Consider the following 26,106-nt stretch of genomic DNA (forward strand, 5'->3'; position numbering starts at 1 on the left):
TCCGGAGCCTGCAATAAACGGCGCCGGATCCTACAGATTTATCGCGTCTACCTTGGGATAGTAAGGGTGAAAACACCCTGTCAAGGAAGATAGACATGTTTGCAACGCCCCCCTCCGCTCCCGCCCTTGAATTACCCAACGCCGCCGACGCAAAGGCCCTCAAGGCGCTGGTCCCGGCACTGATCGAAGCCTGTCCCGACATGTATGACATGGCGACCAGCTTCGCCACACGCATCCTCACCGACCACGGCATCACTACGCCTGGACCCGATCAGGTGTACTGGCATCGCTTCCATGGCTCCCAGAGCAACGACCAGACCTTCACCGGCTGGGAACACATCGAACACCCCCACGACTCCATGACGCTGACACAACTGGTGATCACCCGTTTCACCGTGCATGACCAGGACAACGCCGACATGCTCGACAACGACTGCGGCTTCTATACCGCAGGCCCGGAAGTCGGGACCTATGACCAGACCAATGAGGTCCGGCTGTTCGGCAGCGACGTGCTCAAGGCCTTCTGGGCCTACAACTTCGTCGAGCACTATACAAACCAGGTCGAGGCATTCTGGAACACCCAAAGCAAAACTTTCAGGGCCCTGGCCAAGTGCACCTTCCTGGCCAAAGCCGTTGAAGATCACGAAGCCGGGCGACTGACCGCCGACCATTTGCGCACGGTGATCAAGGCCTGCGCGGGCACCGTCAGCTGGCCGGCCACGCAGCACATGCTTGAAGCTGAATTTCAGCCCTCGAAAACCCTGCGTATCCGCCGACTGTGCGTCGGCAGCTTCGTGTCCACCGACATCCTCTGCATCGTCGATGGCGATAACCGGCAGATCGTTTATGTGCCCGGCGAGTTGTGGGGCTTTCACGTATTCGAAAGCGTCGAAGACCTGCACTGGTGGATTCTGCATACCGTGGAAAGCCCATCAGGGCGCCAACGCTTTCTGTCGCACTTCCAGGCGGCCGATCACGACATCATGGAAGACACCGCGCAGCTTGATAAAACAGAGCAGTGGGTGCTGTCGCTCGTGCCAATGGCCAATACGCTGACAAAATTCATGAGCGAGCCGCACATTGAGAATGTCGGTCTCAACAGCGTGCTGGACCTGTTGTTCAATGCCTGGAAACACAACGACCATCAGTTGCTCGCGGATCAGGGGGCGTTCATCAAGGAGGACCCCTTCACGTACCTGCGCGACGCTACCCACGCGCGCATGCTCAGCGACGCCACGTTCATGATGACCTCCAATGGCGAGCTGCGAAAAAAACTCTGGATGGGTTACCTCAATGCCTTCGGCCGCATGTTCGGGCCTTTGGCGGCAGTGGGTTGGCCAGTGGCACTGGCGGTGGTTGGCGCAGGCCTGGCGAATGTCGGCCTGAACATTGATCAGGCGGTGACCGGTAAAACTGCCGCCGAGCGCAAGGCCGGAGTCACCGGCGCGATTTTTTCGGCCATCGATACCCTGTTCAACGCCATGTTCCTCAAGGGCGGCGGCGTGCCGGAATTCACTGAAGCCGACGGGGTGCTGGCCACCGAGGAAAAAATCAGCAAACCGCCGCTTGAGCCGATCGCCGCACCGCCCCTCGAAGAACTGGTGCCCGAGCGCTTTCCATCGATGGAGCAGGAAGACTATTTCACCTCGTTCAGGGACGAGATTACCGAACCCACCCGAGAGGGCACCGGGGCGGCCCAAGGCATTATCGAAACCCTTTCCGGCAAGAAGTACATCTTCATGCAGGTCGGCACCCAGCAGTATTACTACCAGGTCCGTTACGTCGGGCAGATGAAATGCTGGGTCATCATCGACCCGGCCAACCCGTGGTCGTTCTATCGCAACATTCCCGTGCGCCTCAACGAATACCTGCAATGGGAGCCCGTGAAGCCGCTGGGCCTGAAAGGTGGCGTGGGTGGCAAGATCTTCGGCCTGAAACTCTGGGGCCAGACGTCCGAACCGCTGCCGCAGGTCGAGACCCCGCCCACGCCCTACGATATGCCTGAAAACTCGAGGCCCGGGATCAGAACGGCAGGCAATGGCACGACGATGTTCAACAGGATCGATGACAGCGTCGAAGCGTTACGCCGGTACCGCCAGTTGCAGGCCGACACGAGCGCATTCTTTGCCGATATTCAGTTGCCTGCACGTCCGAAAATCCCGACGTTCAGCACCTTGGCGACGCCCAAGGAGATCCTCAAGGGATTGCTCAAGGACACACGGGGCCTGGTGATCGGCGAAGGCCGGGGCAGTATGGCGAGCAAACAGTTCCTGATCGAAAACATGCCGCTGCTGAGCAAGTTGAGGGTCCGGACGTTGTACCTGCAACAGGTGCTCACTGACTTTCAGCAGGCCGATCTGGATTCGTTCACCAGGACCGGCAATATGTCGCAAAGACTTGAGCGCTATCTCAACGAAATTGATCAAGTCGAAAGCGCTGACCCCAGCGGCCAGTTCACGTTCCTGGAGTTGGTGAAGACCGCACAGAAAAATCACATTCGGGTTCAGGCCATTGATTGTCTCTCCAGTTATCGAGAGGCAGGCCCCTCGGTGATCAGAGATCCACTCGATGTACAGATAAAAAACTACTTCGCCCGTACGGTGATCGATGCCGATCAAGCCGCCCGTGGCGCGCATCAATGGGTGGCGCTGGTCAGGGAGAGCGACGCCAGCGCCCTGGACAGTGTCGCCGGGCTCAGCGAGCTGGAAGGTGCTGTCGGAATGCGCATCGAGGAAGTGCCCGCAGGAAAAGCGCGTGGCATTGAAGCGGATCCCGGCAAGACGATTGAACATGAGGGCACGGCGCTGGCGCTCCAGAGCGATCTGCGCCTGCAGCTGGAAACGCCTGCGGTTGTCAGCAGCATGCGCTGGGCGGACAGATTCCTGACCGAAAATGGCATGTTCACTTTGCTGAACGAACAGGTCCCGGTATTGGTGAGCCGCAACCGAAACGGCGTACTGATACGAACCCCCATCTACAAGGAAAATGGTGGCTACCGGGTCGATAACGCCAACTGGGAAACGGTCAACGGGCGCCACTTCAGAACACTGGAAGGCTTGCGCAACGCCCTCATCGCCCGAGGCATGCGCCTGGTCAGGATACCGGCCGAGGACAGCACCGAACTGGCAACGCCCGCCCCTGCGAAACCTGGACCTTCCACCCACATTCGCCTGCCCTTGACGCCCAATAAAATTCAGCCGGAGCTTGGCTTCCCTTACGAAATCTCGCCGAGCCGCAGGCCCGACATGAAAAACTGGGTGCTCAAGACCGAAGGACAGCGCGGACATGCCCTTTCGGGCGAAAGTGACCCGGACACCACCATCAACACCAGCAGGTTGACCGAACTGCGAAGCAAGTTGCGCATCGATTCGCAAAAAATCCCGGATGATTTGCAATTCAAACGCTCGCCAGAACGCCCACGTGTGCCCACGCAAAACGCGACTGCGGTCGACTTCATCACAAAGGTCTTCAGTGAGGCCAAAGGACTGGTTATCGGTGAAAGTCCCGATCGCATTGCCAGCAACCGCTTCCTGATCGAGAACATGCCCCAGTTCGCCCGCGAGGGTGTCGAGGCCCTGTACATGCCGCGTCTGCTGAGCGATTTCAACCAGGCTGATCTGGATTTTTATTTCGCGTCCAGAGCAGGGGCCATGCCCAACGACCTGGAAAACTACCTGAAGATCATCAGCGCTGATCAGGAACCGCCGTTCACCTATCTGGAGGTGGTGATGCGCGCTAAACAGAATGGCATCCGCGTTCAGGCAATTGATTGCGCGGCCAGCTACACCCTCTCGACGCCCCGGTTTCCAAGTGTCGAGCAGCAGCGCTTGAGCAACTACTTCGCCACTCAGATCATTCAGGCTGACCAGGCATCTCGCCCCGGAAAATGGCTTGCGCTCACGGTGCCAGAAAACACCAACACATTCAGAAACGTCGCAGGCTTGAGCGAACGAAACGGCGGCGTCGGGTTGCGAATCGAGGAAGCGGGTCCAGGTCATGGGCAAGGCGTGATGCTGGATGCGGGGATCGACGTGCATAGAATTGCGCCCGCTGACCCGGTTTTCCGTGGTCACTTCGATGCCTTTTATGCCGACATGTACCTGCCGATGGAAACGCCCCCGTTTGTCAGAACGGCGGCGCAGCGGGAACGGCTGTTGTCCAGCCCGGGCAATTTCTACATCGAGCGTTCCGGAGAGACCAACACATTGTGGCACCGCAGCAGAACAGAAGGGATTGTCTCGACCCCAATACAAAGGCAGGCGGATGGAAGCTATTTCATCAATCGCCCTTCCTGGCTTGAAATCCATCAACAGCCTTACCCAAACCTCTTCGAACTGTCCCGCGCCATAACGTTGAGCAATCGGATGTCCAACCTGGGTCGCATCCCTGAATAACCCCTGACCCGAAAACGCAAAACCCCGGCACCAGGCCGGGGTTTTGTTTATTCAGCAGCGGACAACGTGTGGAATTATTCCCACTCGATGGTCGCTGGCGGCTTGCTCGACACGTCGTAAGTAACGCGGGAGATGCCTTCGATTTCATTGATGATGCGACCGGAAACGGTTTCCAGCAGTTCGTAAGGCAGGTGTGCCCAACGCGCAGTCATGAAATCGATGGTTTCTACGGCACGCAGGGCGACAACCCAGGCGTAACGACGGCCATCGCCGACCACGCCAACCGATTTCACCGGCTGGAACACCACGAAGGCCTGGCTGACTTTGTGATACCAGTCGGCCTTGCGCAGTTCTTCGATGAAGATGTGGTCGGCACGACGCAGCAGGTCGGCGTATTCCTTCTTCACTTCACCAAGGATCCGCACGCCCAGGCCCGGGCCCGGGAACGGATGACGGTAGACCATGTCGTACGGCAGGCCGAGTTCCAGGCCCAGACGACGGACTTCGTCCTTGAACAGCTCGCGCAGGGGTTCAACCAGCTTGAGGTTCATTTCTTCCGGCAGGCCGCCCACGTTGTGGTGCGACTTGATCACATGAGCCTTGCCGCTTTTGGCGCCAGCCGACTCGATCACGTCCGGGTAGATGGTGCCTTGGGCGAGGTACTTGATGTTGTCCAGTTTGTTGGACTGGGCATCGAATACGTCGATAAAGGTACGGCCGATGATCTTGCGTTTTTTCTCTGGGTCGCTTTCGCCAGCCAGGTTGTTCAGGAACTGCTCTTCGGCGTTGGCGCGGATCACCTTGACGCCCATGTTCTCGGCGAACATGGCCATCACTTGCTCGCCTTCGTGCAGACGCAGCAGGCCATTGTCGACGAAGACGCAGGTCAGTTGATCGCCGATGGCCTTGTGCAGCAGCGCCGCAACCACCGAGGAGTCGACACCGCCGGACAGGCCCAGCAGTACGTTGTCGGTGCCCACCTGGGCACGGATGTTGGCAATCGCGTCTTCAGCGATCTTCGACGGGGTCCACAGCGCTTCGCAACCGCAGATGTCGAGGATGAAACGCGACAGGATGCGACCGCCCTGTTTGGTGTGGGTCACTTCCGGGTGGAACTGCACGCCGTAGTAGCCGCGAGCATCGTTGAACATACCGGCGATCGGGCAGCTCGGGGTGCTGGCCAGGATGTGGAAGTCTTCCGGCATCTTGGTGACCTTGTCACCGTGGCTCATCCAGACGTCGAGGCCGAACAGGCCGTCAGCGTCGATGTGGTCTTCGATGCCGTCGAGCAGGCGGCTCTTGCCGACTACGTCAACGCGGGCATAACCGAACTCACGCAGCTCGGAGCCTTCGACCTTGCCACCCAGCTGTTCAGCCATGGTTTGCATGCCGTAGCAGATACCGAAGACCGGTACGCCCAGGTCGAACACCGCTTGCGGGCAGCGAGGGCTGTTGGCTTCGTGCACGGACTCGGGACCGCCGGCGAGAATGACGCCTTTTGGAGCGAATTCGCGAATCGCTTCGTCGTCCATGTCGAACGGATGCAGTTCGCAGTACACGCCGATTTCACGCACGCGGCGGGCAATCAGCTGGGTGTACTGGGAACCGAAGTCGAGGATCAGGATGCGGTGGGCGTGAATGTCGAGGGCCATGATTCAGTCTCGTCTAGTAATTCAGAAACAGTCTTGATTCAGAAACAACTCGGGGCTGAATAAAACAGCCCCGGTTACTTAACGTTTTGCTTGAAGCCTCAACCTACGCGGTAGTTTGGCGCTTCTTTGGTGATTTGCACGTCGTGAACGTGGGACTCGGCCATACCGGCACCGGTGATCCGCACGAACTCAGGCTTGGTGCGCATTTCTTCGATGTCGGCACTGCCGGTGTAGCCCATCGAGGAACGCAGGCCGCCCATCAGTTGATGGATGATGGCGCTCAGGGTGCCCTTGTAAGGAACACGGCCTTCGATACCTTCAGGTACAAGTTTCTCGGCGCCTGCCGAAGAGTCCTGGAAGTAACGGTCGGAGGAGCCTTGAGCCTGGGACATGGCGCCCAGCGACCCCATGCCACGGTAAGCCTTGTACGAACGGCCCTGGAACAGTTCGATCTCGCCCGGCGCTTCTTCAGTACCGGCGAACATCGAGCCCATCATCACGCAGGAAGCACCGGCAACGATGGCCTTGGACAGGTCACCGGAGAAACGGATGCCGCCGTCGGCGATCAACGGAACGCCAGTGCCTTCAAGGGCAGCAGCGACGTTGGCGATGGCACTGATTTGCGGGACGCCGACACCGGCGACGATGCGGGTGGTGCAGATCGAGCCAGGGCCGATACCGACCTTGACGGCGTCAGCGCCGGCTTCGGCCAGGGCCTTGGCGGCAGCGCCGGTGGCAATGTTGCCGCCGATGACCTGCACTTCAGGGAAGTTCTGCTTGACCCAGCGAACGCGGTCGATCACGCCTTTGGAATGACCGTGTGCGGTGTCGACCACCACCACGTCCACGCCGGCATTGACCAGAGCGGCTACGCGGTCGCCGGTGTCTTTACCGGTGCCAACGGCAGCGCCAACGCGCAGACGACCTTGATCGTCCTTGCTGGCCAGCGGGTAAGCCTTGGCTTTTTCGATGTCGTTGACGGTCATCATGCCTTTGAGGGCGAATTTGTCGTCGACGATCAGAACGCGCTCGATACGGTGTTTGTGCAACAGCTCGCGGACGTCGTTCTTGTCGGCGCCTTCCTTGACCGTGACCAGACGCTCTTTAGGCGTCATCACTTCACGGACGGAGACGTCCATGCGGTTTTCGAAACGCACGTCACGGGAAGTGACGATGCCGACCAGGTCGCCATCGTGCAGTACCGGAACGCCGGAGATGTTGTGCATGCGGGTCAGTTCGAACAGTTCACGAACCGTGGCGTCAGCCTCGATGGTGATCGGGTCCTTGACCACGCCGGCTTCGTAACGCTTGACCTTGCGCACTTCGGCAGCTTGCTGCTCGATGGTCATGTTCTTGTGGATGATGCCGATGCCACCTTCCTGAGCCATGGCGATTGCCAGACGGGCTTCAGTAACGGTGTCCATGGCGGCAGAAACCAGAGGAATATTCAGCTCGATGCCACGGGTTAGGCGGGTCTTGAGACTGACTTCGTTAGGAAGCACCTCGGAATAACCGGGCACGAGGAGAATGTCGTCGAATGTCAGAGCTTCTTGGCTGATACGCAGCATCGCGGGGGCTCCCGAGCGGGAAAATGGAAGCGCGCCATTATACTCAGACACCCCCTCGGGCTCAATGTAAAACTCTGTCTATTATTGGCATTACTGACATACGGGGATTACTGAGAAGATTCGCAAGCTTTGCGGCTTTTTACAGGAGCAGCCTGCGGCAGCTCCTACGTTGTTGCGCAAGGCTTAGTGTTCGACCTTGACCCAGCTCACCGGCAGATCAAGCCAGTCGGCAAACTCGTCGAGAAAGCTCTGCTTGAATCCCGCCTCCAGCCAGTTGTTGAAGATGAACCCCAGGTTGGAAAACCCGCACTCCTGCAAAAACAGAAAGCCGTTGATGTCGTCCTCGTGCCCGCATTCCGGGCAGGTGAAGTTGTCGGTGCGCCCCGGCATCCAGTCTTCCAGGCTTTCGAATAATGCCTCGCCGACTTCCTTGCGGCACTCGGCGCAGCCCGCCTCCCCCAGAAAACCTTTGGCCGGTGTATAGATGCAGCGCTTGGTGATGATTTCCAGGCCATTGACCGGCTCGCCGAACGGCAGCGCCTCGGGATGCAGCACGACGGCGCGGGCACCGTCGGCCAGTGCGTAGCCCATGCGATTGCCGGTGCGCCCGCAGGTGGTGAGCTCTTCCTTGACGATATTCTTGCGCACCAGCCAGCGCACGATCGCCCGGGCCCGGGGCTCGTGGACCGGCAGCGTGGAAATTTTCGGGACGATGATGCTTTGGGAATTCATGGTGCAAGCCTGCTGCGTCAAAGGGATATTCTGCGCTGTGGCAGATGACGCTTTCGCGGGCAAGCCCGCTCCCACAGGGGACCGTGTCCATCCGGACAACTCGGTCAAGGGTGGGAGCGGGCTTGCCCGCGAAGGCGTCGGAACGGCCGGCAGCTTAATCCCTGACACACTCAGGTCAAGTACTCAGGTACCGCCCGATCAAGGCAATCCCGCTCGCCAGTACCAGCCAGGTCACCAGCCGCACAAACGCCTCGCGGGACATTCTCATGGTCAACCGCCGCCCGATCCACAGCCCCAGCGCCATGGCCGGCAACAAACACACCGCCAGCACTATCAAGGGTAGCTCGGCATACACCCCCGCGATGGCAAACAGGCTCAAACGCACCACGGTGCTGCAACTGATCAACGCGCTCTGGGTGGCCCGGGCCGGCGCCTTGGGCAGTCGGCTGTTCAAGTAGATCGCATATAAAAAGCCGCCACTGCCAAACAATGCCCCGAACATCCCCCCGACGATGCCCATTGGCACCGCCCAACCGGCGGCCAACTGCGTCGGACGGGCTTTCACCCACAGGCTGTAAACCGCATAGGCGCTGATGAACAGCCCCATCAATAGCAGCAACAAATCGGACTTGAGGTTCAGCAGAAAAATCACCCCCAGCGTGCAACCCAGCGCCATGCATGGCAGCAGTCGCAGCAATTCGGGTTTTGCCACGTCCCGCCGCGACGGCAATAAATTGCCAAACGCCGCGACGAAATCCAGCAACACCAGCAACGGCACGATTTTCGACAGTGGCATGAACAGAAGCAGAATCGGCCCTGCCACCAGCGCCGTGCCGAACCCGGCAATGCCGAACACGATGTAAGCCAGGACGATGCCCAACCCGATCACCAGCCAATCCGTCGCGCCGAACGGCCATTGGTGCAACAACTCAAGCAGATTCATTTTGCAGGGCGTTCCTTGAATACCTGAGATGACTTTAGCCAGGGTCGAGCGTTGCGACTAATATCTTAAAAGTCGTCTACCCATCTCGAAAAGGCATGCCTCGTGCTTTCTACCCGTCAGTTGCGTTATTTCGTGGAAATTGCCGAATGCGGCAGTTTCAGTGCGGCGGCCGAACGCCTGTTCGTGGCCCAATCGGCGTTGAGCCGACAAATCAAGGACATGGAACAACGCCTGCAAACACCGTTGTTCCAGCGCACTGCACGTCAACCGAGGCTCACGGCAGCTGGCGAAGCGTTTCTGCCTCGGGCTAGAAACCTGCTCAATGAACTGATCAAGGCCAGCGAGATGGCCTCTCAAATCGGCAACGGTCAACTTGGCACCCTGCGCCTGAGTCATTCCAGCACCGTGCCAATGAGCGGTCGGCTGCTGCGGGCCATCAGCGAGTACCTGGACCATCAGCCCGGCGCGAGCATGGAGGTTGTCAAACTGTCCTCAGAGGCACAGCTTGAGGAGTTGATTGAAGGTCGTCTCGATGTCGGCCTGTTGCGCCTGCCGGTGCTGCGCCAGCGTGAAGGCGTACAGATTGTTCCTTTATATAGCGAGCGCTTGCTGCTGGCCGTGCCGCCGAATCATCGACTGGCTGTGGATAAGTCGGCTGGTGGCATCGAGCTTGCGCAGTTGCGGGACGAGGCGTTTATCTCCATCCCGCATCCGCAGCGCGGCGGCCTGAGTTATCTGTCTGCCGAGCTGTGCATGCGTCAGGGCTTCTTTCCAAAAGCGGCGCGGGTGGTGTCACGCAAAACCACGCAACTGCAATTGATCCAGGCCGGATTTGGCATCGCCCTGCTGCCGGAATCGATGCAGGACATTGCCCCACCCGACATCCATTTCCTGCCGCTGGCCGATCCGGATTGCCTGAGCACCGTGGCCCTCGCCTGCCGTCAAAGTCCAACGGCGCTGGTGCAACACTTCATCAACACCTGCACAAATCCCTCTGGGAGCGGGCTTGCTCGCGAAAGCGGTGTGTCATTCAATAAAGATATCGGCTGACATGGCCCCTCACGAACAAGCCTGCTCCCACCAGGGGATTTGCGTAGACGCATGGAGATTGTTTGGCGAATGCCTTTATCATGCACCCCATGATTAAAGATCCCTTTGCAAGACTCGGCCTGGACCGTGAAGTCCTGACTGTCAGCCAGCTCAACGGCCGCGCGCGGGTGTTGCTTGAAGACGTGTTCAGCAATATCTGGGTCGAAGGCGAAATTTCCAACCTCGCCCGCCCAGCCTCTGGCCATGTGTATTTCACCCTCAAGGACAGTGGCGCGCAGGTGCGTTGCGCGCTGTTTCGGCAAAACGCCGCACGGGTGCGCCAGGCGCTCAAGGACGGCTTGGCGGTCAAGGTGCGGGGCAAGGTTTCGCTGTTCGAAGGTCGTGGCGACTATCAACTGATCCTCGACACCGTGGAGCCGGCCGGCGATGGCGCCTTGCGTCTGGCCTTCGACGCCCTGAAGGAAAAACTCAGTGCCGAAGGCCTGTTCAGTGCTGAACGCAAGGTGCCGCTGCCGGCGCATCCGCAACGTATCGGCATTATCAGCTCGCCGACTGGCGCGGTGATTCGCGACATCATCAGCGTATTTCGCCGTCGTGCGCCGCAGGTGCGGCTGACGCTGATCCCCACTGCCGTGCAAGGCCGCGAAGCCACCGCGCAAATCGTCCGCGCCTTGAAACTGGCGGACGCCCGTGGCTTCGACGCGCTGATCCTGGCCCGTGGTGGCGGATCGCTGGAAGACCTCTGGTGCTTCAACGAAGAAGCCGTGGCCCGTGCCGTAGACGCCTGTGTGACGCCGATTGTCAGTGCGGTCGGGCATGAAACCGACGTTTCGATCAGTGACTTCGTGGCTGACGTTCGCGCCCCGACGCCGTCTGCCGCCGCCGAATTGCTCGCGCCGGATTCCAGTGACCTGGTCCGCCGTGTGGAAAGCCTGCATCGCCGGCTGGTCATGCGCATCCGCGATCGGCTGATGCGTGATCGCCTGCGACTGGAAGGCCTGTCGCGCCGCCTGCGTCATCCCGGCGAACGCCTGCGCCAGCAAACGCAACGCCTGGACGATCTGGACATGCGCATGCGCCGCGCCTTCGAACGTAGCCTCAACACCCGTCGCGAACGCCTGATTCGTCTGGAAACCCGCCTCGCCGGGCAACATCCGGGGCGGCAACTGGCCATGCTGCGCCAGCGTCTGGACAGCCTCGCCGAACGCCTGCCGCGCTCGATGCGCGAAGGCCTCAAGGCCCGGCGCCTGCAACTGCAAAGCCAGGTTCAGACGCTGCAAGTGGTCAGCCCGTTGGCGACCCTTGCCCGTGGCTACAGCATTCTGCTGGATGAGCGCGGCAACGCGATCCGCAGTGCAGAACAGACCCACACCGGCCAACGCCTGAAAGCCAGACTCGGTACCGGCGAACTGCACGTTCGGGTCGAAGACAATCACCTGACGCCTGTCACCCTCTCTTTACTGGATTGATCCATGCCGCGTTTTCTAGCTCCGCTGCTTCTGTTGTGTCTGGCCTTCAATGCCCACGCCGACAGCTACATCACCCGCCTGCTGAACAAACCGGTGCCGGGTGGCGTGGCGGTGGTGGATCTGGGCGCGGCGGCTCAGGCGCCGAAAGCCACTTATCAAGGCAAACCGGTGTTGGTGATCAAGGAACAGAACAACTGGCTGGCGATTGTCGGCGTGCCGTTGACGGTCAAACCTGGCACCCAACAGGTGAGCAGCGGCGGCCGTAACCTGAACTTCACGGTCGGCAACAAGAAATACCCGGAACAGCACATCACCCTGAAGAACACCCAGCAGGTGAACCCGAACCCGGCGAATCTCAAGCGCATCGAGGGTGAGCTGGCCGAGCAGATTCAGGCGTATCGCAGCTTCAGCCCGAACACCCCGAGCAACCTGCTACTGGATAAACCGGTCAACGGGCCGCTGTCGAGCAAGTTTGGCGTACGCCGGTTCTTCAACGGTGAAGAGCGCAATCCCCACGCGGGGCTGGACTTCGCGGTGCCGGCGGGCACACCGATCAAGACCCCGGCGGCGGGCAAGGTGATCCTGATCGGCAACTATTTCTTCAACGGCAACACCGTGTTTGTCGATCATGGGCAGGGCTTTATCAGCATGTTCTGCCATATGTCGAAGATTGATGTGAAGGTCGGGCAGCAACTGGCTCGCGGTGGTGTGGTCGGCAAGGTCGGTTCCACGGGCCGGGCGACCGGGCCGCATATGCACTGGAATATCAGCCTGAACGATGCACGGGTGGATCCGGCGATTTTTATCGGGGCGTTTCAGCCATAGATTGGCGGTGAAGCTACTGGCCCTTCGCGGGCAAGCCACGCTCCACATGGGATTGGTGTGAACAGCGAATGTGTGTGTACGCCGAAGATCAAATGTGGGAGCAGGCTTGCCCGCGAAGACCATTTAACAGACACCGAAGAAGCTCCCCGGAACTGTAAGTCATCAATTGCGCCACGCTTAATCCTCGCGCAAACATCACCACAATCGCCGTCACTCAACGCAATAAAATCTCGATAAAAAAGCCTTTTCGAGTATTCCTCTCAAAGTTTTTCAGTCGCTTGCCATCTTTCACCCTCGCGGTTAGGGTTGAAGGCATGAAAACCTCTCACACCCTTATTCAGCTTCGCCAGCACCGCAGTCTGTGCCTTGTCAGTGCACGACTGCCGGGCTGAATTGCGGTGCCTCGCCTTACGCTTTTCCCCAAGAACATTTGATCCACCGGCAGGCCGCCTCTTTTCGGCCCACACAATAAGGATTTCCCGATGAGCATGCTCAAAGACCCGTCTTCGAAATACCGCGCGTTCCCGACCATCGATATCCCGGACCGCACCTGGCCGTCGAAGACCATCACTGCCGCGCCGATCTGGTGCAGCTCGGACCTTCGTGACGGCAACCAGTCGCTGATCGAGCCAATGGATGCGGTGAAAAAGCTGCGTTTCTGGAAAACCCTGGTGCAAGTGGGCGTGAAAGAAATCGAGGCGTCGTTCCCGGCAGCGTCGCAAACTGACTTCGACTTCGTCCGTACCCTGATCGAAGACGGCCACATCCCGGACGACACCACCATTCAGGTGCTGACCCAGGGCCGTGAAGACTTGATCGAGCGCACCTTCGAATCCCTTCGTGGGGCGAAGAAAGCCATCGTTCACCTGTACAACGCGACCTCCCCTTCCTTCCGCCGCATTGTCTTCAACCAGGACAAGGACGGAATCAAGGCCATCGCCGTGAACGCTGCCAAGCTGTTCGTCAAATACGCCGCACAGCAGCCAGAAACCCAATGGCAATTCGAATACTCGCCAGAAACTTTCAGCGCGACCGAACTCGAGTTCGCCAAGGAAGTGTGCGACGCGGTGATCGACGTGTGGAACCCGACGCCCGAGCACAAGGTGATCCTCAACCTGCCGGCGACTGTCGAATGCGCCACGCCGAACATCTATGCCGACCAGATCGAATGGTTTGGCCGTCACATCAACCGTCGTGACAGCGTGATCATCAGCCTGCACACCCACAACGACCGTGGCACTGGCGTGGCCGCTACCGAGCTGGGCCTGATGGCCGGCGCCGACCGTGTCGAAGGCTGCCTGTTCGGCAACGGCGAGCGCACTGGTAACGTTGATCTGGTGACCGTGGCACTGAACCTCTACACCCAGGGCATTCACCCTGAGCTGGACTTCTCCGACATCGATGGCGTGCGCAAAGTCGTCGAAGAGTGCAACCAGATCCAGGTGCACCCGCGTCACCCGTACGTCGGCGACCTGGTTCACACCGCGTTCTCCGGTTCCCACCAGGATGCCATCCGCAAAGGCTTTGCCCAGCAAAAACCGGACACCCTGTGGGAAGTGCCGTACTTGCCGATCGACCCGGCCGACATCGGTCGCAGCTACGAGGCGGTAATCCGCGTCAACAGCCAGTCGGGCAAAGGCGGTATCGCTTACCTGCTGGAACAGGAATACGGCATCAGCTTGCCACGTCGCATGCAGATCGAATTCAGCCAGGTGGTGCAGCGTGAAACCGATCGCCTGGGCCTGGAAATGACCGCCCAGCAGATCCACGCCTTGCTGCACAGCGAGTACCTGCAGGCCAACACTCCGTATGCGTTGGTCAGCCACCGCTTGCAGGAAGAGAACGGCAACAGCTCTGTCGAAGTAGAAGTCTCGGGCAAAGGCCAGGGCGAAACCAACCTGCACTGGCGCGGCAAGGGCAACGGCGCCCTGGAGGCTCTGGTGGCCGGTCTGCCGATTCCGGTGGAGATCATGGACTACAACGAACACGCCATCGGCGCGGGCACCAATGCCAAGGCGGCGGCCTACATTGAACTGCGCGTTGACGGTCAGCGTGCGGTGCACGGCGTGGGTATCGATGAGAACATCACCACGGCCAGCTTCAAGGCGTTGTTCAGCGCGCTGAACCGCTCGCTGAGCCAGCCGGAAGCGAAAGCCGCCTAAGGCTTCGCTGAAATGCAAAAGGCCCCGGGGTGAGAACCTTGGGGCCTTTTTGTTTGACCTGGTTTTTGTGTTGCCTGCACCGGCCTCATTGCGAGCAAGCGCGCTCCCACAGTGGATTTTTGGTGTACACAAAATCTGTGTTCACATCGATCAAATGTGGGAGCGAGCTTGCTCGCGATGGGGCCTGTCAGGCAGTCGACATCTCAGGTGAATTCGAAGGTATCGGCATCCAGATTCGCCGGAAACCGCGTGCGGTACGCCGCCAGTTCCGCCGCATCCAGCACCACCTGAAACACCCCGTCGGCCTCCCCGGCACTCAGCAACGTTTCGCCCTGGAAATCCAGCACCTGACTGTCTCCGGTATACGCAAACCCTTTGCCATCCGTACCGATGCGATTCACCGCCGCCACATAACACAGGTTCTCGATGGCACGGGCCGGCAGCAAGCGGTTCCAGTGCAGGCGTCGTGCGCCCGGCCAGTTGGCGGTGTAGAGCAGCAGATCGGTGTCCTGCGCATCACGACTCCACACCGGGAAACGCAGGTCGTAGCAAATCAGTGGCCGAATACGCCAGCCCTTGAGCTCGAACTGCACCTGGCGCTCACCGGGGGTGTAGTGATTGTGCTCACCGGCCATGCGGAACAGATGGCGCTTGTCGTAATGCAACACTTCGCCATCTGGACGCGCCCATAGCAAGCGATTGCGATGACTGCCGTCGGCAGCCTGAATGATCACGCTGCCGGTGATTACGGCGTCGAGCTTTTCAGCCTGGATGCGCAGCCATTTGCTGGTCGGACCGTTTTCCGACTCGGCCAGGGTCTCGGACTCCATGGAAAAACCGGTGGTGAACATCTCCGGCAGGATAATCAGGTCCGCCCCCCGCGCCTGCTCCAGCAACTGCACGAAATGCTCCAGATTGGCCTGCCGGTCATGCCAGGCCAATGTCGTCTGGATCAGCGCGATGTTCAAATTGGGCAGTGCACTCAAATCACGCATAGTTTTGCCGCTGCTTCACGCAGGGTCTCCTCACGTTTGGCGAAGCACAAGCGCACCAGGCGCTGACCTTCGGGCGGAGTCTGGTAGAACACCGAGATCGGGATGCTCGCCACGCCGTGTTCGCGGGTCATCCACATCGCCATCTCGACGTCATTGAGGTCCGGGCGGATCTGCGAGTAGTCGACCAGCTGGAAATAGGTGCCGGTCACTCGGGTAAAACTGAAGCGTGACGGCGCCAGGAGGTCGCAAAACAGGTCGCGTTTGGCCTGATAGAAACCCGGCAATTCTTCCACGTGTTCCGGGTGCTCGGCCATGTAGTCGGCCAGCGCATATTGCAGCGGCGTCACGCCGCAGAAACTGACGTACTGGTGCACCTTGCGCAGCTCCGCCGTAAGGGCCGGTGGCGCGACGACATAGCCTGTTTTCCAGCCGGTGACGTGGTAGGTCTTGCCGAACGAACTGACGACGAAGGCACGTTTATACAGTTCTTCGTGGGCCAGGACACTGACGTGGGGCACGCCGTCGAACACCAGGTGTTCATAGACTTCGTCGCTGAGCACATAGATGTCTCGGTCGCGGATCAACGCCGCCAGCTGATCCAGCTCGGCACGACTGATCAACGCACCGCTGGGGTTGTGCGGGGTATTGAGGATGATCATCCGTGTACGTGGGCTGAGGGCTTGCGTGAGCTTCTCGAAATCGATGGAGAAGTCTTTCAGGCCAAGCTGCACATGCACGCAACGACCGCCTGCCAGTTCAACGGCCGGTTCGTAGCTGTCATAGGCCGGATCGAACACGATCACTTCATCGCCGCTGTGGATAACGGCCTGAATGGCACAGAAGATCGCCTGCGTCGCACCGGGGGTGACGGTCACTTCGTTGTCGGCATCGACCTGGGCGCCGTAACTGCGCGCGATCTTGGCCGCAATCTGCTGACGCAGTACTGGCAGGCCGGTCATTGGCGAGTATTGGTTATGGCCGTTGGCGATGTGCCAGCCCACGGCATCGCGCAGGGCTTGCGGGCCCTCGAAATCGGGAAAGCCCTGGGACAGGTTTATGGCTCCGGTCTGCGCCGCGAGCTGAGACATCTGAGTGAAGATAGTGATGCCGACATTCGGCAGCTTACTGGTGATCATCGGTGATTCCCTGCTCAACACCCGGCTCTACGGCGGCGCGGGAGAGCCCGAGGATAGCCCATACGGCGCCCATAAAAAAAGGGCGCCTGATGGCGCCCTTCTTCTAAATCAATCACCGCATACCTGTGGCGAGGGAGCTTGCTCCCGCTGGATCGCGAAGCGGTCCCAATATCTGCAACCGAGATCGTTCAGAGAGAACGCGTCGGCTGGTTTTGCGACTGCTGCGCAGTCGAGCGGGAGCAAGCTCCCTCGCCACAAAGGCCCGCCACATTGAGCGGGCAAGTCGACAATCAGCGCTTGTCGCGGCGCTTTTTGTCGGCTTTCTTGTGGTGCGACATCATCCGACGCTTCTTGTTGACCTGGCGGTCGGTGAGCGAGTTCTTGTTGCCTTCGTACGGGTTTTCGCCGCCCTTGAACTCGATGCGGATCGGCGTACCAACCAGCTTCAAGACACGACGGTAAGTGTTCTCCAGATAGCGAACGTACGACTTCGGCACTTTCTCGATCTGGTTACCGTGGATCACGATGATCGGCGGGTTGGCACCACCCAAGTGCGCATAACGCAGCTTGATCCGGCGGTTGTTGACCATCGGTGGCGCGTGCTCGCCAACCGCATCTTCCAGAATCTGGGTCAGACGGTTGGTCGGCCAGCGGGTAACCGCGGACTTGAACGAGTTCTGTACCGAGGCGTAAAGGTTGCCCACGCCAGTACCGTGCAGTGCCGAGATAAAGTGGATGTCGGCAAAGTCAACGAAGAACAGACGACGCTGTAGCTCGACCTTGACGAAATCGCGCTCGCTCGGCGTCATGCCGTCCCACTTGTTGATCGCGATAACCAGTGCACGACCGGCTTCCAGGGCAAAGCCCAAGAGGTTGAGGTCGTGGTCCACCACGCCTTCGCGGGCGTCCATCACAAAGATCACCACGTTGGCGTCTTTGATCGCTTGCAGGGTTTTGACCACGGAGAATTTTTCGACTTCTTCGTGGATCTTGCCGCGCTTGCGCACACCAGCGGTGTCGATCAGCGTGTACTTCTCTTCGTTACGCTCGAAGGGAATGTAGATACTGTCGCGGGTGGTGCCGGGCTGGTCGTAGACGATAACCCGGTCTTCACCGAGCATGCGGTTGACCAGGGTCGACTTGCCAACGTTCGGACGACCGATGATGGCGATCTTGATCCCGTCTTTTTCGCTCGGGCCAGGAATGCGCTTGGCTTCCTCGCCCTCGGCAACGATTTCTTCTTCGCCGTCTTCAGGCTCTTCGTCGTCTTTGGGGAAGTCGCTGAGGGCGATTTCCAGCATCTGGGTGATGCCACGACCGTGGGCGCCGGCGATCGGGATCGCGTGGCCCATGCCCAGCGGGGCGAATTCAGCGCGGGCCATTTCCGGGTCGATGTTGTCGACCTTGTTGGCAACCACGTAGGAACGCTTGTTACGTTTGCGCAAATGCTCGGCGATCATCTGGTCGGCGGCGGTGAAACCAGCCTTGGCATCTACCAGGAACAGAACGACATCGGCTTCTTCAATGGCCAGCAGCGACTGCTCGGCCATTTTTTCGTCCATACCATGCTCGTCACCGGAGATACCGCCGGTGTCGACCAGAATGTAGGAACGCCCTTGCCACTTGGCCTCACCGTATTGGCGATCACGGGTCAGACCGGACAAGTCGCCGACGATGGCGTCGCGAGTCCTGGTCAGGCGGTTGAACAAGGTGGACTTGCCGACGTTCGGTCGGCCCACCAGGGCGATTACGGGAACCATGCGGCTCTCCACTTCGTTATTTCAGAAAATACAAAAGCCGCTGCGAGGCAGCGGCTGGTGCTCGGGGCAGCACTGTGGGAGCAGGCTTGCTCGCGAATAAACGTCACAGCACCGCGTTTATCCAGACCGCACGCGTCATCGTTGACGCCTTTCGCGAGCAAGCCCGCTCCCACAGGTGAAGCCGCTTGGGGTCAACCCAAGCATAGTCAATCCATTACTTGATGGTCAGGGCTTCCAGTTTGCCGCTGTTGCCATACACATAAATCATGTCACCCACCACCAGCGGACGAGCCCGCAGGCCGTCGCTGTCGATGCGCTCACGACCGACGAAACGACCGTCGACCTGGCTCAGCAGGTGCAGGTAGCCTTCCATGTCGCCGACTGCAACGTAGCTGGAGAACACTTCCGGAGCCGACAGCTGACGGCGGGCCAGCGAGTCGTTGCTCCACAATGCAGTGGTGGAACGCTCGTCGACCGCTTCAACCGTGCCCGTGGACAGGCTGATGTAGACGCTGCCGAAACCCTGGGCCAGACCGGCATAGCTGGAAGCATCACGCTGCCAGAGCTGACGACCGCTTTCCAGGTCCAGTGCCGCAGCGCGACCCTGGTAGCTGGCTACATAGACGGTACCGCCAGACAGCAGCAGGCCGCCGTCGATGTCGACCACACGCTCCAGTTCCGAACGACCCTGTGGAATGGCAATTCGTTGTTCCCACACCGGCACGCCGTTGGTGATATCGAGTGCAACCACTTTACCGGTCGACAGCCCGGCGACCGCGAGGCGGTTGGTGACGACGGGGGCACTGGTGCCACGCAGGGTCAGGACCGCAGGCGTGCTGTCATACAACCAGCGCTGGGCGCCGGTGGCGGCATCCAGACCGATCAGACGGTCGTCCTGAGTCTGAACCACCACAACGTCGCCGTTGTTGGCAGGTGGTGCGAGGACTTCGCTGGACACGCGAGCGCGCCATTTCTCTTCACCGTTGGTGGCGTCCAGGGCAACGATTTCGCCCTTGAGGGTGCCGACCATGACCAGACCGTAACCCACGCCAACGGCGCCGGAAACAGGCAGTTCAAGGTCTTTCTTCCATTTGACGTCGCCGGTCATGCGGTCCATCGAGACCACAATACCGTTTACGTCAGCGGCGTAGATGCTGTCGCCATCGATTGCCGGCACCAGCATGTTGTAGGTTTCGCCCTGACCGTCACCGATCGAACGACTCCATTGCTTGTGCAGAACCACTTCTTCCTTGAAGTCGACCAGTTCGGCCGGTGGCAGTTCTTTTTTGCTGTTGCTGCTGCAACCCGCGGCCAACAAGGCCAGAGCCAGCAATGCTGCATGTTTCCAACGGATCACGTCACGCATCCCCTTTGGCCAGGTCGTCCAGCTTGATTTGTAAGCCGCCAACCGCCGCTTCATCCGACAGTGCAGCCTTGGCTTTTTGATACGCCTTGTTCGCTTCGTCGGTACGGCCCAGTTGCACCAGCAGGTCGCCCTTGAGTTCTTCACGAGTGGCCAGGAACGACTTGTCGGCATCGCCTTCGAGCAGTTTCAGGGCTTCATCGGCCTTGTTCTGTGCGGCCAGCACTTGCGCCAGACGCTGACGGGCGATTTCGCCCAGCGCCGGGTTGGCCGGCTTGTCGGTAATGGCTTTCAGCTCGCTGGCTGCGTCATCCAGCTTGCCGCTGTCGACTGCAACTTTCGCCACGAACAGGCTGCCGTACTGCGCGTAGGCGCTGCCGCCGAACTCGCTGTTGAGCTTGCCGGCCAGGTCCGAAACACGAGCGGCGTCAGGCTTGCCGTCCGGCGTCAGCGTGGTTTCCAGCAATTGCTGATAGAGAATCGAGGCGCCTTGCGACTGATTGCTCTGATACTTGTGAAAGGCCTGCCAGCCGAACACGATTACCAGCGCCAACAGGCCGCCAGTGACCAGGGGCTTGCCGTTGCGTGTCCACCAGTCCTTCAAATCCGCCAGTTGTTCGTCTTCGGTACTCGACACCCCAATACTCCTTAATCGCTAAATCGGCTGTTTGACAGCTTCAACCCTGCACGACGCAGGTGGCCAGGTGTGCAGCGAGCGCATCCCAGGCAATGCTTTGTTGTTCGCCCTGGCCACGCAGGGGTTTGAAACCTACCACTTGCTGGGCCATCTCGTCGTCACCGAGGATCAGCGCATACAGCGCACCGCTCTTGTCGGCTTTCTTGAACTGGCTTTTGAAGCTGCCGGCGCCGGCATTGACTTGCAGGCGCAGGTTGGGCAATTGGTCACGAACGCGTTCACTCAGGGTCAGACCGGCCAGCTCGGCGGCTTCACCGAAGGCGCAGAGATAGACGTCAACCTGACGGGAAATTTCTTCCGGAATCTGTTCCAGGGTTTCCAGCAGCAGCACCAGACGCTCGATACCCATGGCGAAACCAACGCCGGGGGTCGGCTTGCCGCCCATCTGCTCCACCAGACCGTCGTAACGACCACCGGCACACACGGTGCCTTGGGCGCCCAGCTTGTCGGTGACCCATTCGAAAACGGTTTTGCTGTAGTAATCCAGCCCGCGAACCAGCTTCGGGTTGATCACATAAGGAATGCCGGCAGCGTCCAGGCGAGCCTTGAGGCCCTCGAAGTGCACGCGGGACTCGTCGTCGAGGTAGTCGGCCATTTTCGGCGCATCGACCAGCACGGCTTGCGTGTCAGCGTTCTTGGTGTCCAGAACCCGCAGTGGGTTGGTCTTCAAACGGCGCTGGCTGTCTTCATCGAGCTTGTCCAGGTGTGCGGACAGGAATTCAACCAGGGCGTCGCGATAACGGCCACGGGATTCACTGGTGCCCAGGCTGTTGAGTTCGAGCTTGACCGCATCGCGGATGCCCAACTCGCCCCACAGGCGCCAGGTCAACACGATCAGCTCGGCATCGATGTCCGGACCGTCGAGGTTGAAGACTTCGCAACCGATCTGGTGGAACTGGCGATAACGGCCTTTTTGCGGGCGCTCGTGGCGGAACATCGGACCGATGTACCAGAGTTTCTGTACCTGGCCGCCGCCAGTGATACCGTGTTCAAGTACCGCACGCACACAGGCCGCCGTGCCTTCAGGGCGCAGGGTCAGGGAGTCACCGTTGCGGTCGTCGAAGGTGTACATCTCTTTTTCGACGATGTCGGTCACTTCACCGATGGAGCGCTTGAACAGCTCGGTGAACTCGACGATCGGCATGCGGATCTGCTTGTAACCGTAGTTATCCAGCAAACGCGAAACCGTGCCTTCGAAATGACGCCACAGGGGAGTCTGTTCGGGCAGGATGTCGTTCATGCCACGTATGGCTTGCAAAGACTTGCTCACAAAATTTCCTTAATTCGTTTGATCAGCCGCGCGCGATTACTGCTGCGTCAGCCTCGACCTTTTCGGCCGCTTTCTGGCGGATCAAGCGTTCAAGCTCATCCACCAGATTATCATTCGTCAGTTTCTGCGCCGGCTTGCCGTCGATGTAAATCAGGTTTGGCGTGCCGCCGGTCAAGCCGATATGGGCTTCCTTGGCTTCGCCCGGACCGTTGACCACACAACCGATCACCGCGACATCCAGCGGTACCAGCAGGTCTTCGAGGCGCCCTTCCAGCTCGTTCATGGTTTTGACCACATCGAAGTTCTGCCGCGAGCAGCTCGGGCAGGCGATGAAGTTGATGCCACGGGAACGCAGGTGCAGGGATTTGAGAATGTCGTAGCCGACTTTCACTTCCTCGACCGGGTCGGCCGCCAACGAGATGCGAATAGTATCGCCAATCCCTTCGGCGAGCAGCATACCGAGGCCGACGGCGGATTTCACTGTGCCTGAGCGCAAACCGCCTGCTTCAGTGATACCCAAATGCAGCGGCTGGACGATTTCCTTGGCCAGCAGGCGGTAGGCGGCGACGGCCATGAACACGTCGGAGGCCTTCACGCTGACCTTGAAGTCCTTGAAGTTCAGGCGTTCCAGGTGTTCGACGTGACGCAGGGCCGACTCGACCAGCGCTGCCGGCGTCGGCTCGCCGTATTTCTTTTGCAGGTCTTTTTCCAGGGAGCCGGCGTTGACGCCGATGCGGATCGGGATCCCGCGGTCACGGGCGGCATCGACTACCGCACGCACGCGATCTTCACGACCGATGTTGCCCGGATTGATCCGCAGGCAATCGACACCCAGTTCGGCGACACGCAGCGCGATCCGGTAGTCGAAGTGGATGTCGGCGACCAATGGCACCTTGACCAGTTGCTTGATCTTGCCGAAGGCTTCGGCGGCGTCCATGTCCGGCACGGAAATGCGCACGATATCGACGCCAGCGGCTTCCAGGCGGTTGATCTGGGCCACGGTGGCGGCCACGTCATTGGTGTCGCTGTTGGTCATGCTCTGCACAGCGATAGGCGCATCGCCGCCTACCGGTACGTTACCGACCCAGATCTTGCGGGATTCGCGACGTTTGATTGGAGATTCGCCGTGCATGACTTATTGACCCAACTTCAGGCGAGCAGTCTCGCCACTGGTGAACGGAGCGACATCAACCACTTGCCCGTTGTAGCTGACCTGCGCGCCACGGGCAAAGCCCAGACGCACGGCAAAGGGCGGCTTGCCGCTGACAGAAACGTTTTCGCCCTTGCGCTTGAGACCGCTCAACAGCACCTTGCCGTTGCCATCGGTCACTTGCGTCCAGCAATCGGCGGTAAATTGCAGCTGGACCTGGCCTTCGCCGGCCACCGGAGTTACCGGAGCAGGCGCTACCGGTGCAACAGCTGCGGCCACGGTTGGCGCGGGAGCAACTGGCGCCGGCGTTACCGGAGCGGCAACCACTGGCGCGACATTGTGTACCGCAGCCGCTGGCGTTGCTGCCGGAGCAACTGGCGCAACTGGCGCAACAACAGCAGGCGCTGCAGGCTCGGCAGCAGTCGGTGCTTCAGCCGATGGTTCGGCTTGTGGCAACGCCAGGGCCGTCTTGCCCTCGGCTTCACCTTCCGCGACAGCCTGGTCTTCCGGCTCGTCCAGCGGATGAATCTGCGTGGTGCCGTCGGCGCCCTCGACTTCAACGTGTTCAGGGGTCAGGCCGACCAGGTCCTTGGTACGCTGCGAGGTTTGATCCTGCCACCAGACAAAACCACCACCAATCACCGCGATCAGCAACAGCAGGCTGACAATGCGCAAAATGGTGTGGGATACCCGAACCGGCTCTTCGATGCGACCCAGGCTGTGAACGTTGCTGCCCTGGGAATCGGTGCCGGTGGATTGGTCGAACTGCTGAACCAGAACAGTCTGGTCCATGCCCAGCAACTTGGCGTAGGCGCGAATATAACCGCGAGCAAAGGTGTGCCCCGGCAGCTTGTCGAAAGCGCCGGCTTCCAGATTGCTCAGGGAAGTCACGGTGAGGTTGAGCTTGAGGGCCACTTCGGCCAGCGACCAGCCATTGCTTTCGCGGGCCTGGCGCAAAGTCTCACCGGGGTTAACGCGATTCGCTGCTACAACTTCGGGATGCGCCGCTTTCATCATTGCTCCGACAGGTATTGCTGATATTCCGGCGTACCGGGATAGAGTCGTTTTAATTGCAGGCCAAAACTGGCGGCCTTGTCGCGATCTTCAAACACTTTTGCCAGTCGAACGCCGAGCAATAGACTACGTGCATTTTGCTCGGTCAGCAGGCTAAAACGGTCGTAATAGTCACGCGCGGGCACATAATGCCTGTCTTCGTAAGACAACTCAGCCATTTCCAGCAATGCACGAGGCTGTTGGCGGTTCAAACGCAGGGCTTTTTCCAGTTGCTGCTGCGCCAGCTCACGCTGGCCAAGCATCGACGCTGTCATGCCGAGGTTTTCAAACACTCGCGAACGCTCAGGATACAGGGTATCGGCAGCGGCCTGCTCAAAGCGCTCGTACGCTTCCTTGTAACGCTTCTGTTCGTAAAGAAAACTGCCGTAGTTGTTGAGGATACGGGCATCGGCGGGACGCGAGGACAGCGCCTTGCGAAAATGCTGGTCGGCCAGCTCGGGCTCCATTTCGGCCTGAAACACCAGCCCCAGCGCCGCGTTGGCGTCCGGATCCGAATCGTCCAGCTCCAGCGCCTTCTTGAGCGGCACTTTGGCCCGCTCGGTCATGCCCTGCTGCACGTATCCCAGCCCCAGCTGCACATAAGCGGCACGCGCTTCGTCGCGGCCCTTGCTGGTCTTCATCGGGTTGGAATCGCCCGTCACGACACAACCAGTACACAGACTGGCTATCAGCAATGGCAGCGCAAAGCGCAGGGACATAGAGATCCTCTCTTAATTATTGTTCGCGGCGTTCTGTGCGATATCGTTTTCGGCGCTCAACTCGCGCACGGCGATATAACGTTCGCTGCGACGGGTGCGATCCAGCACCTGCCCTACCAATTGGCCACACGCGGCATCGATGTCTTCACCGCGGGTGGTGCGTACTGTGACATTGAAACCGGCATGGTGAAGCTGATCCTGGAAACGCCGAATGGCGTTATTGCTCGGACGCTCGTACCCGGAGTGCGGGAACGGGTTGAACGGGATCAGGTTGATCTTGCACGGGATGTTCTTGAGCAACTCGATCATTTCGACCGCGTGTTCAACCTTGTCGTTGATGTCCTTGAGCAAGGTGTACTCGATGGTCAGCACACGTTTTTCGCCCAGGGACGACATGTAGCGCTGGCACGACTCAAGCAGCATCTTAAGCGGATATTTTTTGTTGATCGGCACCAATTGATTACGCAATGCGTCATTCGGTGCGTGCAGCGACAACGCCAGGGACACGTCGATGTGCTTGGACAGCTCATCGATCATCGGCACCACGCCCGAAGTGGACAGGGTCACGCGGCGCTTGGAGATCCCGTAGCCCAGGTCATCCATCATCAGATGCATGGCGGCCACGACGTTGTCGAAGTTCAGCAGCGGCTCACCCATGCCCATCATCACCACGTTGGTGATGGCACGGTCGGCGGTCGCCGGGATGCTGCCGAACGATTTATTGGCAATCCACACCTGGCCAATGACTTCGGCGGCGGTGAGGTTGCTGTTGAATCCTTGCTTGCCGGTGGAGCAGAAACTGCAATCCAGGGCACAGCCTGCCTGGGACGAAACGCACAGAGTGCCGCGCTTGCCCTGGGGAATGTAGACGGTCTCGACGCAGCTGCCGGACGCCACGCGCACCACCCATTTACGGGTGCCGTCGGTGGAAATGTCCTCGCTGACCACTTCGGGGCCGCGAACCTCGGCAATGACCTTGAGCTTGTCGCGCAGGGCCTTGCTGACGTTCGTCATGGCGTCGAAATCATCGACGCCAAGATGGTGAATCCATTTCATTACCTGACCGGCACGGAAACGCTTCTCCCCGATTGAGTCGAAGAATTTTTCCATTTCCAGCTGAGTCAGACCCAGCAGGTTAGTTTTAACAGTCGATGTAGTCATGGATTCA

19 protein-coding genes are annotated in these 26,106 nt (G+C 59.6%); 5 read left to right on the forward strand and 14 right to left on the reverse strand.

Annotation, left to right across the window (positions count from 1 at the left end; genetic code table 11):
- Positions 1-95: 95 nt before the first annotated feature.
- Complete coding sequence (locus POF45_RS10150) at positions 96-4,394, forward strand: membrane-targeted effector domain-containing toxin (RefSeq protein WP_282315617.1); 4,299 nt, start codon at positions 96-98, stop codon at positions 4,392-4,394.
- A gap of 74 nt (positions 4,395-4,468) precedes the next feature.
- Here POF45_RS10150 and guaA read toward each other — a convergent pair whose 3' ends face one another.
- The 4 genes from guaA to POF45_RS10170 all read right to left on the reverse strand — a co-directional run bounded on the left by guaA (position 4,469) and on the right by POF45_RS10170 (position 9,289).
- Entirely contained in the window at positions 4,469-6,046 is a 1,578-nt protein-coding gene (gene guaA, locus POF45_RS10155; protein WP_259496334.1) for a glutamine-hydrolyzing GMP synthase, read from the reverse strand.
- A gap of 98 nt (positions 6,047-6,144) precedes the next feature.
- Positions 6,145-7,614: an IMP dehydrogenase gene (gene guaB, locus POF45_RS10160; RefSeq protein WP_201114639.1), complete on the reverse strand. Its 1,470-nt coding sequence runs from the start codon at positions 7,612-7,614 to the stop codon at positions 6,145-6,147.
- A 183-nt stretch (positions 7,615-7,797) separates the two neighbouring features.
- On the reverse strand, positions 7,798-8,346 hold the full coding sequence (locus POF45_RS10165; protein WP_259496336.1) for a sugar ABC transporter ATPase: 549 nt from the start codon (positions 8,344-8,346) through the stop codon (positions 7,798-7,800).
- A gap of 175 nt (positions 8,347-8,521) precedes the next feature.
- Entirely contained in the window at positions 8,522-9,289 is a 768-nt protein-coding gene (locus POF45_RS10170; RefSeq protein WP_259496337.1) for a sulfite exporter TauE/SafE family protein, read from the reverse strand.
- Between the two features lie 102 nt (positions 9,290-9,391).
- Between POF45_RS10170 and POF45_RS10175 the strand changes: the two genes are divergently transcribed.
- The 4 genes from POF45_RS10175 to leuA all read left to right on the forward strand — a co-directional run bounded on the left by POF45_RS10175 (position 9,392) and on the right by leuA (position 14,795).
- The gene (locus tag POF45_RS10175; RefSeq protein ID WP_282315618.1) at positions 9,392-10,339 is read left to right on the forward strand and encodes a LysR family transcriptional regulator; all 948 of its coding nucleotides are present in this window, start codon (positions 9,392-9,394) and stop codon (positions 10,337-10,339) included.
- A gap of 89 nt (positions 10,340-10,428) precedes the next feature.
- A complete protein-coding gene (gene xseA / locus POF45_RS10180; protein WP_282316029.1) occupies positions 10,429-11,808 on the forward strand; it encodes an exodeoxyribonuclease VII large subunit in 1,380 nt (459 codons plus the stop codon).
- A 3-nt stretch (positions 11,809-11,811) separates the two neighbouring features.
- Positions 11,812-12,633, forward strand: coding sequence for a peptidoglycan DD-metalloendopeptidase family protein (locus POF45_RS10185; RefSeq protein WP_259496341.1), 822 nt, complete (start codon positions 11,812-11,814; stop codon positions 12,631-12,633).
- Between the two features lie 482 nt (positions 12,634-13,115).
- Positions 13,116-14,795, forward strand: a complete 1,680-nt coding sequence (gene leuA, locus POF45_RS10190; RefSeq protein ID WP_259496343.1) for a 2-isopropylmalate synthase — start codon at positions 13,116-13,118, stop codon at positions 14,793-14,795.
- Positions 14,796-14,998: 203 nt separating this feature from the next.
- Here leuA and POF45_RS10195 read toward each other — a convergent pair whose 3' ends face one another.
- The 10 genes from POF45_RS10195 to rlmN form a co-directional block, all read right to left on the reverse strand.
- Positions 14,999-15,790 carry an amidohydrolase gene (locus tag POF45_RS10195; protein WP_282315619.1) on the reverse strand — a complete coding sequence of 264 codons (792 nt, stop codon included), beginning with the start codon at positions 15,788-15,790 and terminating at the stop codon, positions 14,999-15,001.
- Positions 15,778-16,926: a pyridoxal phosphate-dependent aminotransferase gene (locus tag POF45_RS10200; protein WP_259496346.1), complete on the reverse strand. Its 1,149-nt coding sequence runs from the start codon at positions 16,924-16,926 to the stop codon at positions 15,778-15,780. The genes POF45_RS10195 and POF45_RS10200 overlap by 13 nt, the downstream gene beginning before the upstream one ends.
- Positions 16,927-17,216: 290 nt before the next feature.
- A complete protein-coding gene (der, locus tag POF45_RS10205) occupies positions 17,217-18,686 on the reverse strand; it encodes a ribosome biogenesis GTPase Der (protein ID WP_259496347.1) in 1,470 nt (489 codons plus the stop codon).
- A gap of 214 nt (positions 18,687-18,900) precedes the next feature.
- Positions 18,901-20,052: an outer membrane protein assembly factor BamB gene (gene bamB / locus POF45_RS10210; protein WP_259496349.1), complete on the reverse strand. Its 1,152-nt coding sequence runs from the start codon at positions 20,050-20,052 to the stop codon at positions 18,901-18,903.
- Entirely contained in the window at positions 20,045-20,686 is a 642-nt protein-coding gene (locus POF45_RS10215) for a tetratricopeptide repeat protein (protein ID WP_259496351.1), read from the reverse strand. Before POF45_RS10215 ends, bamB begins: the two co-directional genes overlap by 8 nt.
- A 40-nt stretch (positions 20,687-20,726) precedes the next feature.
- Positions 20,727-22,016, reverse strand: a complete 1,290-nt coding sequence (hisS, locus tag POF45_RS10220; RefSeq protein ID WP_259496352.1) for a histidine--tRNA ligase — start codon at positions 22,014-22,016, stop codon at positions 20,727-20,729.
- A 22-nt stretch (positions 22,017-22,038) separates the two neighbouring features.
- The gene (ispG, locus tag POF45_RS10225; protein WP_259496354.1) at positions 22,039-23,148 is read right to left on the reverse strand and encodes a flavodoxin-dependent (E)-4-hydroxy-3-methylbut-2-enyl-diphosphate synthase; all 1,110 of its coding nucleotides are present in this window, start codon (positions 23,146-23,148) and stop codon (positions 22,039-22,041) included.
- Between the two features lie 3 nt (positions 23,149-23,151).
- The gene (locus POF45_RS10230) at positions 23,152-24,180 is read right to left on the reverse strand and encodes a RodZ domain-containing protein (RefSeq protein WP_282315620.1); all 1,029 of its coding nucleotides are present in this window, start codon (positions 24,178-24,180) and stop codon (positions 23,152-23,154) included.
- The gene (gene pilW, locus POF45_RS10235; RefSeq protein ID WP_259496358.1) at positions 24,180-24,938 is read right to left on the reverse strand and encodes a type IV pilus biogenesis/stability protein PilW; all 759 of its coding nucleotides are present in this window, start codon (positions 24,936-24,938) and stop codon (positions 24,180-24,182) included. The genes POF45_RS10230 and pilW overlap by 1 nt, the downstream gene beginning before the upstream one ends.
- Positions 24,939-24,950: 12 nt before the next feature.
- Positions 24,951-26,099: a dual-specificity RNA methyltransferase RlmN gene (gene rlmN / locus POF45_RS10240; protein WP_033061468.1), complete on the reverse strand. Its 1,149-nt coding sequence runs from the start codon at positions 26,097-26,099 to the stop codon at positions 24,951-24,953.
- Positions 26,100-26,106 lie beyond the last annotated feature (7 nt).

Origin of the sequence: Pseudomonas fungipugnans (assembly GCF_029955235.1) — a bacterium.
GTDB classification, from domain to species: domain Bacteria; phylum Pseudomonadota; class Gammaproteobacteria; order Pseudomonadales; family Pseudomonadaceae; genus Aquipseudomonas; species Aquipseudomonas fungipugnans.

What these genes read in the sequence shown, in the direction of transcription:
- POF45_RS10170 (WP_259496337.1), bottom strand. Translation starts at nt 9,289, where the DNA reads ATGAATCTGCTTGAGTTGTTGCACCAATGGCCGTTCGGCGCGACGGAT.
- POF45_RS10165 (WP_259496336.1), bottom strand. Translation starts at nt 8,346, where the DNA reads ATGAATTCCCAAAGCATCATCGTCCCGAAAATTTCCACGCTGCCGGTC.
- leuA (WP_259496343.1), top strand. Translation starts at nt 13,116, where the DNA reads ATGAGCATGCTCAAAGACCCGTCTTCGAAATACCGCGCGTTCCCGACC.
- POF45_RS10150 (WP_282315617.1), top strand. Translation starts at nt 96, where the DNA reads ATGTTTGCAACGCCCCCCTCCGCTCCCGCCCTTGAATTACCCAACGCC.
- POF45_RS10230 (WP_282315620.1), bottom strand. Translation starts at nt 24,180, where the DNA reads ATGAAAGCGGCGCATCCCGAAGTTGTAGCAGCGAATCGCGTTAACCCC.
- POF45_RS10185 (WP_259496341.1), top strand. Translation starts at nt 11,812, where the DNA reads ATGCCGCGTTTTCTAGCTCCGCTGCTTCTGTTGTGTCTGGCCTTCAAT.
- xseA (WP_282316029.1), top strand. Translation starts at nt 10,429, where the DNA reads ATGATTAAAGATCCCTTTGCAAGACTCGGCCTGGACCGTGAAGTCCTG.
- guaB (WP_201114639.1), bottom strand. Translation starts at nt 7,614, where the DNA reads ATGCTGCGTATCAGCCAAGAAGCTCTGACATTCGACGACATTCTCCTC.
- bamB (WP_259496349.1), bottom strand. Translation starts at nt 20,052, where the DNA reads ATGCGTGACGTGATCCGTTGGAAACATGCAGCATTGCTGGCTCTGGCC.
- der (WP_259496347.1), bottom strand. Translation starts at nt 18,686, where the DNA reads ATGGTTCCCGTAATCGCCCTGGTGGGCCGACCGAACGTCGGCAAGTCC.
- POF45_RS10200 (WP_259496346.1), bottom strand. Translation starts at nt 16,926, where the DNA reads ATGATCACCAGTAAGCTGCCGAATGTCGGCATCACTATCTTCACTCAG.
- guaA (WP_259496334.1), bottom strand. Translation starts at nt 6,046, where the DNA reads ATGGCCCTCGACATTCACGCCCACCGCATCCTGATCCTCGACTTCGGT.
- pilW (WP_259496358.1), bottom strand. Translation starts at nt 24,938, where the DNA reads ATGTCCCTGCGCTTTGCGCTGCCATTGCTGATAGCCAGTCTGTGTACT.
- ispG (WP_259496354.1), bottom strand. Translation starts at nt 23,148, where the DNA reads ATGCACGGCGAATCTCCAATCAAACGTCGCGAATCCCGCAAGATCTGG.
- POF45_RS10195 (WP_282315619.1), bottom strand. Translation starts at nt 15,790, where the DNA reads ATGCGTGATTTGAGTGCACTGCCCAATTTGAACATCGCGCTGATCCAG.
- rlmN (WP_033061468.1), bottom strand. Translation starts at nt 26,099, where the DNA reads ATGACTACATCGACTGTTAAAACTAACCTGCTGGGTCTGACTCAGCTG.